This window comes from Shewanella seohaensis (assembly GCF_023283775.1).
GTDB classification, from domain to species: domain Bacteria; phylum Pseudomonadota; class Gammaproteobacteria; order Enterobacterales; family Shewanellaceae; genus Shewanella; species Shewanella seohaensis.
This window is the reverse complement of record NZ_JAKILE010000005.1, coordinates 201,734-217,614: the sequence shown is the minus strand read 5'-3', so window position 1 is coordinate 217,614 and position 15,881 is coordinate 201,734. Positions and strand designations below refer to the sequence as shown.

The 15,881-nt window shown below is 48.2% G+C and carries 14 protein-coding genes; 10 read left to right on the top strand and 4 right to left on the bottom strand.

Features of this window, described 5'->3' with window-relative positions; translation table 11 throughout:
• Positions 1–91 precede the first annotated feature (91 nt).
• Both L2713_RS08060 and L2713_RS08055 read left to right on the top strand, forming a co-directional pair.
• Positions 92–2,107 (top strand): EAL domain-containing protein, encoded by a 2,016-nt coding sequence (locus tag L2713_RS08060; protein WP_248967535.1) that lies wholly within the window; start codon positions 92–94, stop codon positions 2,105–2,107.
• Complete coding sequence (locus L2713_RS08055) at positions 2,100–2,441, top strand: hypothetical protein (protein WP_248967534.1); 342 nt, start codon at positions 2,100–2,102, stop codon at positions 2,439–2,441. The genes L2713_RS08060 and L2713_RS08055 overlap by 8 nt, the downstream gene beginning before the upstream one ends.
• 6 nt (positions 2,442–2,447) lie before the next feature.
• Here the strand turns inward: L2713_RS08055 and L2713_RS08050 are convergent, their stop codons facing one another.
• Together L2713_RS08050 and metK are read right to left on the bottom strand one after the other, a co-directional pair.
• Positions 2,448–2,897 carry a hypothetical protein gene (locus L2713_RS08050; protein WP_248967533.1) on the bottom strand — a complete coding sequence of 150 codons (450 nt, stop codon included), beginning with the start codon at positions 2,895–2,897 and terminating at the stop codon, positions 2,448–2,450.
• 129 nt (positions 2,898–3,026) lie between these two features.
• Positions 3,027–4,178: a methionine adenosyltransferase gene (gene metK / locus L2713_RS08045; protein ID WP_011621567.1), complete on the bottom strand. Its 1,152-nt coding sequence runs from the start codon at positions 4,176–4,178 to the stop codon at positions 3,027–3,029.
• A gap of 479 nt (positions 4,179–4,657) precedes the next feature.
• Here metK and tkt point away from each other — a divergent pair, with 479 nt between their 5' ends.
• The 8 genes from tkt to L2713_RS08005 all read left to right on the top strand — a co-directional run bounded on the left by tkt (position 4,658) and on the right by L2713_RS08005 (position 14,415).
• Positions 4,658–6,652, top strand: coding sequence for a transketolase (gene tkt / locus L2713_RS08040; RefSeq protein WP_248967532.1), 1,995 nt, complete (start codon positions 4,658–4,660; stop codon positions 6,650–6,652).
• A 128-nt stretch (positions 6,653–6,780) separates the two neighbouring features.
• Complete coding sequence (epd, locus tag L2713_RS08035) at positions 6,781–7,797, top strand: erythrose-4-phosphate dehydrogenase (protein WP_089067058.1); 1,017 nt, start codon at positions 6,781–6,783, stop codon at positions 7,795–7,797.
• Positions 7,798–7,929: 132 nt separating this feature from the next.
• Positions 7,930–9,105, top strand: a complete 1,176-nt coding sequence (locus L2713_RS08030; protein ID WP_248967531.1) for a phosphoglycerate kinase — start codon at positions 7,930–7,932, stop codon at positions 9,103–9,105.
• Between the two features lie 199 nt (positions 9,106–9,304).
• Positions 9,305–10,372 (top strand): class II fructose-bisphosphate aldolase, encoded by a 1,068-nt coding sequence (gene fba / locus L2713_RS08025; RefSeq protein ID WP_011621571.1) that lies wholly within the window; start codon positions 9,305–9,307, stop codon positions 10,370–10,372.
• A gap of 138 nt (positions 10,373–10,510) precedes the next feature.
• The gene (locus L2713_RS08020) at positions 10,511–11,248 is read left to right on the top strand and encodes a DUF481 domain-containing protein (protein WP_011718152.1); all 738 of its coding nucleotides are present in this window, start codon (positions 10,511–10,513) and stop codon (positions 11,246–11,248) included.
• Positions 11,249–11,488: 240 nt separating this feature from the next.
• On the top strand, positions 11,489–12,958 hold the full coding sequence (nhaD, locus tag L2713_RS08015; RefSeq protein ID WP_248967530.1) for a sodium:proton antiporter NhaD: 1,470 nt from the start codon (positions 11,489–11,491) through the stop codon (positions 12,956–12,958).
• 166 nt (positions 12,959–13,124) lie between these two features.
• The gene (locus tag L2713_RS08010) at positions 13,125–13,874 is read left to right on the top strand and encodes a winged helix-turn-helix domain-containing protein (protein WP_248967529.1); all 750 of its coding nucleotides are present in this window, start codon (positions 13,125–13,127) and stop codon (positions 13,872–13,874) included.
• Positions 13,867–14,415: a hypothetical protein gene (locus L2713_RS08005; RefSeq protein WP_248967528.1), complete on the top strand. Its 549-nt coding sequence runs from the start codon at positions 13,867–13,869 to the stop codon at positions 14,413–14,415. The genes L2713_RS08010 and L2713_RS08005 overlap by 8 nt, the downstream gene beginning before the upstream one ends.
• 61 nt (positions 14,416–14,476) lie before the next feature.
• Here the strand turns inward: L2713_RS08005 and L2713_RS08000 are convergent, their stop codons facing one another.
• Positions 14,477–15,001 carry a hypothetical protein gene (locus L2713_RS08000; RefSeq protein ID WP_248967527.1) on the bottom strand — a complete coding sequence of 175 codons (525 nt, stop codon included), beginning with the start codon at positions 14,999–15,001 and terminating at the stop codon, positions 14,477–14,479.
• A 10-nt stretch (positions 15,002–15,011) separates the two neighbouring features.
• Positions 15,012–15,833 (bottom strand): cytochrome c3 family protein, encoded by an 822-nt coding sequence (locus L2713_RS07995; RefSeq protein WP_041408969.1) that lies wholly within the window; start codon positions 15,831–15,833, stop codon positions 15,012–15,014.
• Positions 15,834–15,881: the final 48 nt, after the last annotated feature.

Here is a 15,881-nt window from a genome sequence, read left to right as displayed (position 1 = left end):
TGCCTGGAAACTCAGTATTTAACCCATATCGTTATGAGGAATACTGAGTATCGACTATGGTTAGTGCATACCAATCTATAAAAATAGCGCTATGAAGTTTGAGCTACGCCAATTTCTCGATAGAAGTTTTCTTATCTCGATACGTGAATCCTTTATCGCGTTACTGCCTTTTATTTTAATTAATTCGTTTCTCTCGCTGATTATTGCATTACTCGACATCGGTATGCCGACTTGGCAGGGCACTGCATTTCATCAGAGTATTAGTTTCTTTTCGGTACAACTTTCCAAGATTTTTCCGCTGCTGGCATTAATTTCCCTGTCCTTCCATTTTGCTAAATATTTGCAGCAGTCGGCGATTGTGGTGTGTTCTTTGTCGCTGAGTCTTTTGCTCGCTATTAATGCCCAAGATACGGGCAACGTATTTAATCTCGATTATGTGCGTGCCATTTTAGCGGATCCGCGTATGGCGATTTTGCCGATTATTTCGGCCTATTTATTACGATTTTTGACTGCTTGGAAAGGGCTAAAGTTTATTAAGGCAAAGGCACTTAGTCGTTACTTAAAGCTACACTTAAACTTATTCTTCCCGTTAGTGCTCGGCTTTATTGGCTTGTTCGCCATTGTTGCTGAAGCCTCTATCTTTTTAGAATGGTTGTTTGCCCCCTTGATTGAATCACTGCATCAGGCGAGCCTAGGCGTACAACTATTTATGCGGATTTTGATCACCCACGTGCTTTGGTGTTTTGGGGTGCATGGCGATAATGCCTATCTGCTGCTGATTGGTGTCGATAATGGCTTAATGGAATTGGTGCCGCACCTGACTGCGAGCCAGTTTATGGACTTGTTTATTCTCTATGGTGGCAGTGGCGCGACGCTATCCTTGATCATTGCCATTTTTATCGGTGCTAAAGACAGTGCCACTCGGCATATTGCTAAAATTGCCACACCCTTTGCGATTTTTAACATCAATGAGATCCTGATTTACGGTCTCCCCATTATCTTTAATCCACGTTTATTAGTGCCGTTTATTCTGTCGCCGCTGATTAATTTTATCCTAGCTTACAGTGCCATAAATGTTGGGATCTTAAGCTTTGAGGGGCACAGCTTTCCTTGGATCACGCCGCCACTGCTAAACGCTTACATTGCCAGCGGCCATATCAGCGCGGTGTTGTTCCAAGTGTTATTAATCGGACTTGGAGTATTGGTTTATCTTCCCTTTGTGCGGCGTTTCTCCTTGATGTCTGAGCACTATGAGTTTGATAGCGAGTTAATCAAACGCGTGCAGTTTCAAGCGGATATTGACCGTATGACCGAGCAGCATTACTCACAGCAGCAGTCAGAATCACTGAAAGCTGAATTAAACCTCGAGAAGACCATTAAAGAAGTCTTGGCAGGGGAGTTACAGCTGCATTATCAGCCAAAAATTGCCCTCAGCAGTGACCATGTGGTGGGGTTTGAGGCGCTTATACGATTGAAGGATGAACATGGTAACTTGAAGGGACCTTACTTTATTGATGCCTTTCAGCGTGCAGGTTATTCCCATATCATTGACCGCTTTGTGATTAATACGGTTGCAGAGGATCTGGCCCGCTGGGAATTAGAAGGCTTTTTGCCTAAAGTGAGCATCAATATCGACCCAAACAATATTACCGATCCCCAGTTGCTGGCGACGCTGCACGAAAGATTAGGCAGTGTTGCCAACCGAGTCGAAATTGAGATGTTAGAATCGGCCTTTATGTTGGATTTGAATCGCATCGATAGCAGCATGCGTCAGCTTAAGCAGCATGGCTTTAGCTTCTTCTTAGATGACTTCGGTACGGGGTTCTCTAGCTTAAGTCTGCTGAGTCGGATCAATGTGGATGGTATTAAGCTAGACCGTAGTATTCTGGCCAATACCAGTGAGCCAAAAGGGCGGACCTTGTATCTGCAAATCTGTAAGCTTTGTAATAGCTTAGGTTTTAGTTTGATTGCCGAAGGGGTTGAAACCACCACAGAGGCCGAGTTTGTTAAAGCGGCGGGTGTGGGTTATGTGCAGGGCTGGTTATACGCTAAGGCGATGCCAGGCCCCGAGGCCAAAGCCTTCTGGTTGGAGAGAAATAGTGACTGATAACTTAGTCAGTACCCTGCTGATGACATACGCCAATGCGAACTTGTCGGCTTGGGATAATTTGCGCGTCTTGCTATCCGAGTGTGCGTTGCAGCAATGTGAAGCCCGTGGATTTGAAGTCGATTGCGACGACAGTCGCCCCCATTATTGGCTGCAGATTGAAGATTGTTGGCTCGATTGTGGCAGAACCAATGCCTACAGCGCGGCTATCGTCCGTTTAGCGCCTGAGGCCGTTAAGGGCGCAAGGATAATCAGCGTGCAAGACTGTGCACTGTTATCCGCCGCGCAGATCAACCTCTTGTGTATGCAAAACGCCCATTTTGACCATTGTTAATCCAGATTACAGGATTAACCATTTCCCCATCGGGTAATTTCCTTGATAGCCAAAAGGAAGCCGTCCCTGCAAGTACCAGGTTAGACGTTCTTGTGTGAAGTCGCATAGCGTGACTTCGGCTAACAATAAGGTGGCTAAGGTATCGGCATCATCTGCGACTAGCGCGCAAATCTCAGCAACGGGCATTATTTTCCACGTTTCCAGATAGGCGGTTTTCGCGATTTGAGCGACGATTTCGCTAGAGACTTGTGGCTTTAATCTGTCGGCTTGTTGATGGTCGCTAACACATAAGCTTTCATAGGGTTCAGTGTAGGGCGGTTCGAAAAAACGGTCGGGATCCCTTTCAAGGCAAGTGGCTATGTCTTCTAAGCTGCCTAAGGTGTTGGCCATGGGCTCGTGATGGCCCACATTGGTCGCCCAAGAACAGGATTGGAGTTGTGCGATTAACGGCTTCATTGAGTCTCTGACTTTTGCCTAGAGTGAAAGCCATCTTGCTGAGAGTAATGGAGTTAGGCAATACATCCTAAGCATAAAAAAACCGCCCTTAGGCGGTTTTTTTGTGCGAAAGCGTGAGCTTAATGCAGATTATAGACCTGCATCGGCACGCAGTGCGTCAGCTTTATCCGTCGCTTCCCATGGGAACTCGTTACGGCCAAAGTGACCATAAGCGGCGGTAGCTTGATAGATTGGGCGAGCTAGGTTCAACATTTCGGTCAGGCCGTATGGGCGCAGGTCGAAGTGTTGACGGACTAACTTGATTAAGACTTCTTCAGACACTTTACCAGTACCGAAGGTCTCAACGCTGATAGAAGTAGGTTCAGCCACACCGATAGCGTAAGACACTTGGATCTCACAACGGTCAGCCAGACCCGCAGCTACGATGTTTTTCGCTACGTAACGGGCAGCATAGGCCGCACTACGGTCAACTTTTGATGGGTCTTTACCAGAGAAAGCACCACCACCGTGACGCGCCATACCACCGTAGGTATCTACGATGATCTTACGACCGGTTAAACCACAGTCACCCATTGGACCACCGATAACGAAACGGCCAGTTGGGTTGATGAAGTATTTAGTGTCCTTGTTCAGCCATTGTGCTGGCAGAACTGGCTTGATGATGGTTTCCATCACGCCTTCGATCAGATCCGCTTGGGCGATGTCAGGGCTGTGCTGGGTAGACAATACGATCGCATCGATACCAACAATCTTGTTGTCTTCGTAAGCGAAGGTGACTTGGCTTTTCGCATCTGGGCGTAACCATGGCAGAGTGCCATCTTTACGTACTTCAGATTGACGCTTCACTAATGCGTGGGCATAAGTGATAGGCGCTGGCATCAGAATGTCGGTTTCGTTGCTGGCATAACCAAACATTAAACCTTGGTCGCCGGCACCTTGTTCTTTTGGATCGGCACGGTCGACACCTTGGTTGATGTCTGGAGACTGTTTACCAATCGCATTTAATACTGCGCAAGAATCGGCATCGAAGCCCATATCTGAATGGACATAACCAATTTCACGAACCGTTTTACGGGTCAGCTCTTCAATATCAACCCAGGCAGAGGTGGTCACTTCGCCACCTACTAATACCATGCCAGTTTTGACATATGTTTCGCACGCAACACGTGCTTTAGGATCTTGGGCCAGAATCGCATCTAGCACAGCATCAGAAATCTGATCTGCAATCTTATCGGGATGACCTTCTGAGACCGACTCAGAAGTAAACAAGTGCTTTGCCATAGTAGGAAAATCTCGTCGTTAGCAATCAAACGTGTAGAAGCATCTACATCTAGACGGCCATTTTAGTGGAATTTCCCTTGGTTGACACCCCCTAAACTAAATATTTGTGTGTAAAGTGAGGTAAGCCCCAAATCGGGCTGAGTTTGTGGCGCTGGAGTTTCTGCTCTAACTCAATGAATTGATAGTGGTATATGGTTTTTGCCTTGGATGAGTAGGGCAAGTTATCGCTGAGCTAAGCTCAAACCAAGGTTGTAGCCTGATTACTATGGGACTCAATGTGACAAAGGATATAACATATTTGAATTATTGTATTACAAATATATTTAATGTGTTTTAAGATGAATTAGCCTAAACCTTCAAAGGTGTAATCCACCAGACTGGACAGTGGAATGCAATTTTCGTTTGCGTCGCTTCGCTATGTAGGGGAAAATATGCATCCAAATTGCCCGCTAGACCCCACAAATTAAGCAGGAGAGAGCATGTCTTCCCGTAAAGTACTCGCCAACGCAATCCGTGCGTTAAGTATGGATGCAGTTCAAAAAGCAAACTCAGGCCACCCTGGCGCCCCAATGGGCATGGCAGATATTGCTGAAGTGCTGTGGAATGATTTCCTTAAGCACAATCCGAACAATCCGAAATGGGTAGATAGAGATCGTTTTATCCTCTCTAACGGTCACGGATCTATGCTGATCTACTCTTTATTACACCTGACTGGCTACGACCTGCCTATCGATGAACTGAAGCAATTCCGTCAGTTACATTCAAAAACTCCGGGTCACCCAGAATACGGTTACACCCCAGGTGTTGAAACCACCACTGGCCCATTAGGGGCGGGGATCAGCAACGCTGTGGGTATGGCGATTGCAGAAAAAACCTTAGCGGCACAGTTTAACCGTGAAGGTCACGAGATTGTTGACCACTACACATACTGCTTCCTCGGCGATGGTTGCTTGATGGAAGGTATTTCCCACGAAGCTTGTTCTCTGGCTGGCACTTTAGGCCTAGGCAAACTGATCGCATTTTGGGATGACAACGGCATCTCTATCGACGGTCATGTTGAAGGCTGGTTTACCGATGACACGCCAAAACGTTTCGAATCATACGGCTGGCATGTGATTGCTAACGTTGATGGTCACGATAGCGATGCGATTCGCGCGGCTATCGAAGCGGCAAAAGCGGTGACCGACAAGCCAACCATGATCTGCTGCAAAACCATTATCGGTTTTGGTTCACCAAACAAATCTGGTAGCCACGATTGCCACGGCGCACCATTAGGTGATGCGGAAATCGCAGCAGCACGTGAATTCTTAGGCTGGCCACATGCGCCATTCGACATCCCTGCCGACGTATACGCAGGTTGGGATGCTAAAGAAGCCGGTAACGCCCGTGAAGCAGCATGGAACGACAAGTTTGCCGCTTACGCGAAAGCTTACCCAGAACTGGCTGCCGAATACGAGCGCCGTGTTCTGAAAGGTGAATTACCTGCAGATTTCGAAGCCAAAGCACAAGCCTTTATCCAAGAATGCCAAGCGAAAGGCGAAGGCATTGCGAGCCGTAAAGCGTCACAAAACGCGATTGCAGCCTTCGGTGCAGTTCTGCCTGAACTGTTAGGCGGTAGTGCTGACTTAGCGGGTTCTAACCTGACCCTGTGGGCAGGTTCTAAAGGTATTCAAGAAGATCCAGCGGGTAACTACGTGTACTACGGTGTGCGTGAGTTCGGTATGAGCGGCATCATGAACGGTGTGTCACTCCACGGTGGTTTCATCAACTACGGCGCGACTTTCATGATGTTCATGGAATACGCACGTAACGCAGTACGTATGTCTGCGCTGATGGGCATTCAAAACATCTTCGTTTATACCCATGACTCTATCGGTCAAGGTGAAGATGGTCCAACTCACCAACCAGTTGAGCAATTAGCTAACCTGCGTATGACGCCAAACATGGCGGTATGGCGTCCATGTGACGCGGCTGAAACCGCAGTGGCTTGGAAAGCGGCTATCGAACGTCGTCATGCTCCAACATCGCTAGTATTCAGCCGTCAAAACCTGAAGGCTCAAGCACGTACTGCTGAGCAATTAGCGAATGTGGCAAAAGGCGCTTACGTACTGCAAGACTGTGCAGGTACGCCTGAGTACATCCTGATTGCGACCGGTAGTGAAGTCCAATTAGCGGTAGAAGCGGCTGCAGCGCTGACCGAACAAGGCAAACAAGTTCGCGTTGTTTCTATGCCATCAAACACTGAGTTTGATAAGCAAGATGCTGCTTACAAAGAATCTGTACTGCCAAAAGCTGTGACTAAGCGTATCGCTATCGAAGCGGCCCATACTGACTTCTGGTACAAGTATGTTGGTTTCGAAGGCACTGTTGTAGGCATGACCACTTTTGGTGAGTCTGCGCCAGGCAACGTGCTGCTGAAGCACTTCGGTTTCACCGTTGAAAATGTGCTGAATGCTGCAAAATCACTAGGCTAATCGCTTAGGTGATGAGATTACCGACAAAAGGTTAAACTTTTGAAAGGTTAATCTGTATAATGCGGCCTGCAATCGTTTGCAGGCCGTTTTTGTATATGCAGTATTGTTAAGAGGAAATAAAGACCTCAATGATCCGAGTCGCAATCAATGGTTATGGTCGTATTGGCCGCTCAATCCTTCGCGCTTTATATGAGTCCGGAAAACGTCAGCAAATACAAATTGTCGCAATCAATGAGTTGGCTAAGCCCGAAGCCATCATTCATCTGACCCAGTACGACACTACCCACGGTCGGTTTCAGCCCAGAGTCAAATTAGTCGATGATCAGATGCTGATCGGCGATGACGTCATCAAAATTCTCCATGAACCGGATCCTGCTAAGTTGCCTTGGCACGAAATGGACATCGACATCGTCTATGAAGCGACTGGCGCCATCTTAGATCGCAACAGTTGTGAGGCCCATATCCACGCAGGCGCCAAACAGGTCTTAATCAGTCACCCTTCTTCTGCCGATGTTGACGGCACTATCGTTTACGGTGTCAACCAAGACTTACTGCGCGCCGAGCATACCGTGGTCTCCAATGCCTCTTGTACGACCAATTGTATCGTGCCCGTTATCGATGTACTGGATAAACACTTTGGCGTGAAAAGTGGCGCGATTACGACTATCCATTCGGCGATGAACGATCAGCAAGTGATTGATGCCTATCATGATGACTTACGCCGCACCCGAGCTGCGGGCCAGTCAATCATTCCTGTCGACACTAAACTTGCCCGCGGTATCGAGCGGATTTTGCCGCACATGAAAGACAAGTTTGAGGCGATTTCGGTGCGCGTTCCCACGATCAACGTTACCGCTATCGATCTTTCGGTAACATTAGATAAAACAGTGGATATTGCGACTGTCAATCAAGTGTTAGAATTGGCCGCCAATGGACGATTTAACGGTATCTTAGGCTATACTGATGAGCCGCTGGTATCCTGTGATTTTAACCATGATCCGCGCTCAAGTATTGTCGATGGCACCCAAACTCGGGTGAGCGCAGGGCAGTTGGTTAAACTGTTGCTGTGGTGCGATAACGAGTGGGGCTTTGCAAATCGTATGCTAGATACCAGTTTGGCGATGATTGCAGCTAAACAAAGCTGAAGATAAGAATTTATACCAATGGGTTAAGCCTAGTGGCCAATTCGACGGGATGTCGAGTGCCGAGTAGCTATCTAAGCTAACCGATTGATGCAAAACCAGTTTGTTTTTTTGATTATAAAAGGAAGCGTTACCATGGCAATTATCAATATGTCAGATTTAGATCTCCAAGGTAAGCGAGTGCTTATTCGTGAAGATCTCAATGTGCCAGTCAGCAACGGCGTGGTCACCAGTGATGCTCGTCTGCGCGCCTCTCTTCCCACTATCGAATTAGCCCTTGCCAAAGGTGCAGCGGTAATGGTGATGTCTCACTTAGGTCGTCCAACCGAAGGTGAATACAATAGCGAATTCTCCATGCAACCTGTGGTCGATTACTTGGCCAAAGCGCTGTCTTGCACCGTCCGTTTAGCGACCGACTATTTAGACGGCGTTGACGCCGCGGTAGGCGAAGTGGTTGTGTTTGAAAACGTTCGCTTTAACAAAGGCGAGAAGAAAAACGACGAAGCCCTGTCAAAGAAAATGGCGGCCTTATGTGATGTGTATGTGATGGATGCCTTCGGCACCGCTCACCGCGCAGAAGCTTCAACCAATGGCGTTGGCTTACACGCTCCTATCGCCTGTGCAGGCCCGTTATTAGCACAAGAATTAGAAGCGTTAGGCAAAGCCTTAGACAACCCCGCGCGCCCATTAGTGGCCATCGTTGGCGGTTCTAAAGTGTCGACTAAGCTGACCGTATTAGAAAGCTTATCTGGTATTGTGGACCAGTTAGTCGTTGGCGGTGGTATCGCCAACACCTTTATCGCTGCGGCGGGCCACAATGTAGGTAAATCCTTATACGAAGCGGATTTAATTGATGAAGCTAAGCGCTTAGTGGCGAACGCCCAAAGCCGCGGTGGCGACATTCCTGTGCCTACCGATGTGGTTGTTGCGGGTGAGTTTAGCCCTACAGCTGCTGCGACCTTAAAAGCGGTCAATGAAGTAGCCGATAGCGACATGATTTTCGACATCGGTCCCGACAGCGCCGAAGCCTTAGCGAAAATCATCGAGTCTGCTGGCACTATCGTATGGAACGGCCCTGTGGGTGTGTTCGAATTCGACCAATTCGGTGAAGGCACTAAGCGTATCGCACAAGCTATCGCTGATTCTAAAGCCTTCTCTATCGCGGGCGGTGGTGACACCTTAGCGGCGGTCGACAAGTATGATATCGCCGATAAAGTTTCTTACATTTCTACTGGCGGTGGCGCTTTCCTTGAGTTTTTAGAAGGTAAAGAGTTACCGGCTGTAGCTATGCTAAAACAACGCGGTGCCTAACACTGAGTTAGGTATTGCGCCATCGCGGCAGGGTGCTGCGATGGCACTAAAGCTTGATAAAAAAATTATAAAAAACCGCTCATTCTCTTAAGAGCATTAACCTGTTCTTGAGTGATTGAGCATAAAAATCCATCCAAACGATAGCGACCTCGGTGACCTAACGTTGATGTGACAGTCACCCTATTATTGGAGTTAAAAAATGGCGTTAATTTCCCTACGACAACTACTCGATCACGCGGCAGAGCATGGATACGGTGTGCCAGCGTTCAACGTAAACAACCTTGAGCAAATGCGCGCCATCATGCAGGCCGCAGAAGCTACAGACAGCCCTGTTATCGTGCAAGCCTCTGCGGGTGCACGTAAATATGCGCGTCCACAATTCTTAAAATACCTGATGACGGCTGCACTTGAGCAGTATCCAGATATCCCCGTCTGTATTCACCAAGACCATGGTACCGATCCTGATATCTGTCAGCGTTCTATCCAATTAGGCATGTCATCAGTCATGATGGACGGTTCATTAATGGCCGACGGTAAAACCCCAGCTTCTTACGAGTACAACGTTGATGTGACTCGCAGAACTGTTGCATTCGCCCACGCTTGTGGTGTGTCTGTAGAGGGTGAAATCGGTTGTTTAGGTAGCTTAGAAACCGGTACTGCCGGTGAAGAAGATGGTGTAGGCGCAGAAGGCGTATTAAGCCACGACCAACTGCTGACCAGTCCAGAAGAAGCGGCACGCTTCGTTGCCGATACCCATGTTGACGCGCTGGCGATTGCGATTGGTACTAGCCACGGTGCATACAAGTTCAGCCGTAAACCAACGGGTGATGTACTGCGAATCGACCGCATCAAAGAAATCCATGCCCGCATTCCTAACACTCACTTAGTGATGCACGGTTCTTCTTCCGTGCCTCAAGAATGGTTACAGATCATCAACCAATACGGTGGTCAAATTCCTGAAACTTACGGCGTGCCATTAGAAGAAATCGTTGAAGGTATCAAACACGGCGTGCGTAAAGTGAACATCGATACCGATTTGCGCTTAGCATCTACCGGTGCGGTACGTAAATACTTGGCCGAACACCCAAGCGAGTTCGACCCACGTAAGTTCCTGAAAGCCTCTATGGAAGCGATGGCAGACATCTGTACTGTTCGCTACGAAGCCTTCGGTTGTGCGGGTCAAGCTTCTAAGATTAAGCCATTGTCTTTACAAGCAATGTACAAAGCTTATCAGTCAGGCGCATTAGATCCTAAGATCAATCTCTAAGCCTTAAATACTTCTCTAAAAAGCCCGCCAAAGTGCGGGCTTTTTTATGCAAAAAACCGTTGAATTTTCATTTTTTAATCGTAAATGTTAGTATTGCCCAGATTTTCAGGGGATTAAACGGAACGGGAACGGATAAACATGAAGAAAGTACTGACCGCAGCACTATTAATGACGGCACCATTTATGGCGAATGCGGGAGCCGATTTTGTTAAAGGCGACAAGACATTCGCAGGTGAAGCCGAGCTAGGTGCAACCTTAACCACAGGTAACACCGACACCTCATCCTATAAGGGCCGCTTAAGCCTTAAGCACGAATTAGGTGATTGGGAAAACCAATACCTATTAGAAGGTTTGTATAAAGAAGATACGGGTGAAGTCACGGCAAAACGTTATTTAGCGGGCGCTCAAGGCAACTATAAGATGACAGACCGCAGCTATCTGTTTGCCAACGCTAACTACGAAGTCGACCCTTTCACCGGTTATGACTACACAGTATCAGGCGCGGCGGGTTATGGTCACAGACTCTATGACACCAGCAAGACTTTCCTAGATGTAGAGATCGGTCCCGGTTACATCTATCAACGCCTCGATTCAGAGCAAGCCCTGTTAGAAGGCACGGATTCGAATGACAGCGTGGTTGCCCACGGCGTGATCAACTTCGAAACTGAAATCACTGAAACCTCAAAATTCCAGCAACGTTTTGTGGCCGACTACGGCGATAAATTAGATGCGCGTTCAGAAACCTCGCTGACAGCCAATATCATTGGCGCCTTAGCGATGAAGTTTGCGATTATTGTGCGCTACAACAGTGAGCCACTGGACGATAAAAAGAGCACTGATACCGAAACGAATATGACCTTGCTCTATTCGTTCTAATCAATGTGATTGATATCAACATAAAAGCACCGAGAGGTGCTTTTTTATTGGCTGTTTTTGGACTAACTTGAAACAAAGTTAGTTAATTCTTTATTAGTTGTATCTGTAGTTATACAAAAATTAATGTTGTAAGCCCCTTTAGTTACCGAGAAATACGTAGAAAGTTGCGTTTTGTCAAAATTTACAGAGCCCGAGCTATGGTAATTTTCGAACTAATTTCCCTTGCAGAGATCAACTTTGATGAAATTACAGCAGTGGTTTAAAAACAGTGGAGTGGCGCTATCTAGCCTATTCTGCGTTGCAATATTGAGCGGATTCTCACCAGCAGTTTGGGCAATGACCGAAGGAACAGAACGGCTCGATTTAACCGCTGCATCAGTGGGGTATATTGCCGTATGCATCTTCGTTCTCGCCTATATTTTGGTGATGGCCGAAGAGGCGCTGCACCTGCGTAAATCCAAACCCGTATTGGTCGCAGCCGGCATTATTTGGGGCATGATAGGTTTTGTGTATGTGCAAAATGGCATGTCGGAGGTTTCCGAGGCGGCCTTTAAGCACAATCTACTGGAATACGCCGAATTATTACTCTTCCTATTAGTGGCGATGACGTATATCAACGCCATGGAGGAACGTAACTTATTCGATGCGATCCGCGGCTGGTTAGTCGGACGGGGATTTAGCCTGCGAACCGTGTTCTGGCTGACGGGGTTTATGGCGTTCTTTATCTCGCCGGTGGCCGATAACTTAACCACGGCGTTGTTGATGTGTGCCGTGGTGATGAAGGTGGGCGCAGGGCAGCGCAAATTTATTACGCTGGCGTGTATTAACATTGTGGTCGCGGCGAATGCGGGCGGTGCGTTTAGCCCCTTTGGCGATATCACCACCCTGATGGTGTGGCAAAAGGGCTTAGTGCACTTTGCGGACTTCTTCCATCTGTTTATTCCCGCCTTGGTTAACTTTGCTTTACCCGCGGCCATCATGAGCGTGTTTATCCCAAGTTATGTGCCCGAGCCTGAAAAAGAGCAGGTATACACTAAACCTGGCGCGAAACGTATCGTGGCGTTATTCCTGCTGACCATTGCGACGGCGGTGTGCGCGCATTCCTTCTTCGGCATGCCACCAGTCCTTGGGATGATGACGGGTCTAGGCTTCCTGCAGTTCTTCGGTTACTACCTGCGTAAGACCTTCGACAAATCCGTTGCCCGTGAGCGGGCGAAGGCGGAGTTACGCCGCGATGAGCAACGTCTGCAACAGCTTGGCAGCGTGGTGCCCTTCGATGTGTTTAGCCGGATCTCCCGTGCTGAATGGGATACCTTACTGTTCTTCTACGGTGTGGTGTTGTGTGTGGGTGGCCTTGGCTTTATGGGGTATTTGAGCTTAGTGTCTGAGGCGCTGTATTCCCATTGGGATGCGACCTATGCCAACGTCGCTATCGGTCTGTTGTCTTCAGTTGTCGATAATATTCCGGTGATGTTCGCCGTATTGACCATGAACCCTGAGATGGCCCTTGGCCAATGGTTACTGGTGACCTTAACTGCGGGTGTTGGGGGCAGTTTGTTGTCCATCGGCAGTGCGGCCGGGGTCGCCTTGATGGGACAGGCAAGGGGGATTTACACCTTCGGCGCCCATTTACGTTGGACACCTGTGATCGCACTAGGCTATGTCGCTAGCATTTTGGTACATATGTGGCTCAATGCTGCAATGTTCTAAAAACAAATGAAACATAATGTATCTGTATTTGTTTTTAGCATTAAATGTTTTATTGATGTAATTCACAGATTATTCATCTAACCCTGTTAGGTGGCGATAAGATCACTGCGTTGTTTTCGTTCAAATTGTATACTCGGCCCTACATCAAATAGTGAAAGGGGCCGAGATGCAAATAGGCACTTGTTGGTTTAATGCGCAGGAACAAGTGCTGGTCGATGCAGCCTCTGGACGCAGCTGGTTATTGAGCGCGGACGAATTCCAAGCGCTTTCACTCTTGAGTGCGCAGCGTGGCAAAGTGGTCTCGCGTATGGAGTTGCAGCAGGTAATTTCGCCACACCTCAAGTTGTCTATGCGCAGCGATGAATTGCTCAATAGTACTATTCGCCGCTTACGATTATTTCTCGGTGACGACGCCGCTCATCTGTTGGTGAGTGTCGCTAATCAAGGTTATATCCTTTACGCCACGCCCCGAAAACATTCTCGTACCGCACAGAATTCGCCCCTGTTTAAGCTGAGTATGCCGCAGTTTATGGTACTCACGCTCCTAACCTTAGCCGCGCTGCTTTGGGTGGGTTCGCACATCACTCACCCGACGAGCATAGCGCCGAATTATGCGAAGCAGTTGCTGACGCACGGCGGGCATTATTCGGAAATTCAATTCTATACCGGTCAGCCGTCGGATCATTCGATGCGACCCTTAGTCGATCACTTTTTAGAGCAAGTCTCTGCCTGTGCTGTGTTTCCGTGGCAATCCATTGCGGCGACTATTTCGACGGATCAAAGGTTTGTCAGTCTGGTGCTGAAAAATAATGATGCCAATGGACTCGAGTTTGAAACCATCAAAATGATGTCGGAAAACTTCAATGTCGATGTGATTGATGAGCTATGGCTAAAAATGGTGGGGATCTGTGCTTAAACTGACAGGGATAAAAAACCACAACCGCCGACTTCGCCTCTGGCATGTGGTTGCCATAGTGCTGGTGTTAGTCGGCATAGGGTTGGGTGCCTATGCGATGACGTTTAATAGCAAGCAGCTAAATTTGAGTTGCCGCGCTAAGTTGTATGAGGCGCCTTTTAAGGCGGAATCTTTGCCCACGTACAGCCAAAGTTTGGCGCTGGATGTGAAGATTGCGGCTAATCAGGCCAAGTTAAGTTACCGCTATGGGCAGAATGGCCAGGATATTGCCGCCTTAATTTATGAGGGAAAAGTCAGCGCCTTAGCACCTGGAACTATGACCTATAAGCTCAACTTAGATCAGGCCAATTTAAAAATGGATTTGTTGCAAACCGAGGTGCCGGACTTAATGCGTGCGGAAGTGCAAAAATCCCGTAAGGCCTTATTTGAGCAGGGCGGAATGAGTTTTGATATGCAGATTGTGGACATGGATACCTTAAACAATTACGTACTGATCAAGTTTTATCCCAGCGGCCATTTGTGGGCTTGCCAGAGCAAATAGCGTTATTAAGACGTAGAAAAGGCATCCAATTGGATGCCTTTTTTGGGGCGCGATGATGGGATTACTGCGGTGTGACTTGGACTAATGTCAGTTCATTATTGGCTTTAGCACCATAAATCTGAATGGCGACCTTGATTTGGGACACGGCGCCACTGGGATCCTGTTGCTGCCAATCGAGACCCGCGATTTCAAACTGATATTGGCCATGCTTCACTTCGGTCAGCTGACCCGTACATTCCCCTTGGCTCTGGCAGCGATAGCTTTGGGTCACATGCCAGCGCTTCCACGCCTTAGGATTGGCCGAGGCTTTATCCTTATTAGGGAAACCAAAGTAATAAATGTCATAGCTCTTGGCGGCGGTAATAGCCGCCTGGTTAGCATCGGTTAATGAGAAGACTAAGCTGCCAGTATTGGGGTCAAACTGTTCTACCGCCAGATTAATCTGGCTGGCCTCATCGATACTCACCGTGGTTTCTACTGGCGGCGGTGGCGGCGGAGGTGTGACTTCCTCGGATTTATCATCGTCACTACCACAGCCGACAAGGGCGAGTGTACCTAGGGTTAATGCGAGTAATGGGTATTTCATCACTGCCTCCTTAATTGAAGTGGCCAGTGTGGCACGTGGTGCATTCCATATCGGTTTTAACACTTGCCGCCGAACCTAAGGTGCTAGTGCTGCCGTGGCAGACTTGGCAATCCTGCGCTTCGAGTGAGGGTTTGCTGCCGGGCAGGGCGCCAATATTCTCGCCCTGATAGGCACGGTTTAGCAGTTCCACCAAGTAATAGGCCATAGAGGCCGATAGGCGGTAGCAGCGCTCACCTTTCTTGGCGAATGGCAGGCCTGAAGCCCGTGACCAGTTACTGATAGAAGAGTGGCACAATACGCTCATCGCCTTCGAAGAGCTGCCTACGAGGGCGGTTTTTTCCGCTGTAGAGCCGATACCCGCAACGAACTCAGGGGTCGATAGTGGCAAAGTGGTGTTTTCATAATAGCGGAAGGCATTGGCAATCACCGCGCTATTCTGGCCGTTAATATCATCTAAGATGTTGACTAACATGCCGATGGCGTTGAGGTTGCCGCAAAGTGTGCCTTGGCCTGTGACCCCGGCAAAACCATAACCCGCCAGAGCGGTGGGGATGGTTTTGAATTTATCGGCATCGGCACTATTAGATTGCGCTAGCATAGTGATAACCGAATGAAACACTTGGTGCATACAGCCGCCACCTGTCTCGTAGGCGAGTTTTGCGGTCGCCATGGCATCGAGTGGCACATATTTGAGTTTTTCCCCGAGGGCTAATTGATATTGACCGTCGGCATTGGTCGCCGCAAATGCTGACGTCCCCATTAAAGTTGCGCCCGCAGCCGCCGTGCTGATACCGATAATGCGAGTTAATGCTTGGCGTCGATTAATGCTCATCATGAATATCCTCTTTTATTAATTGCTTTTATTTATCAATCAGTAACC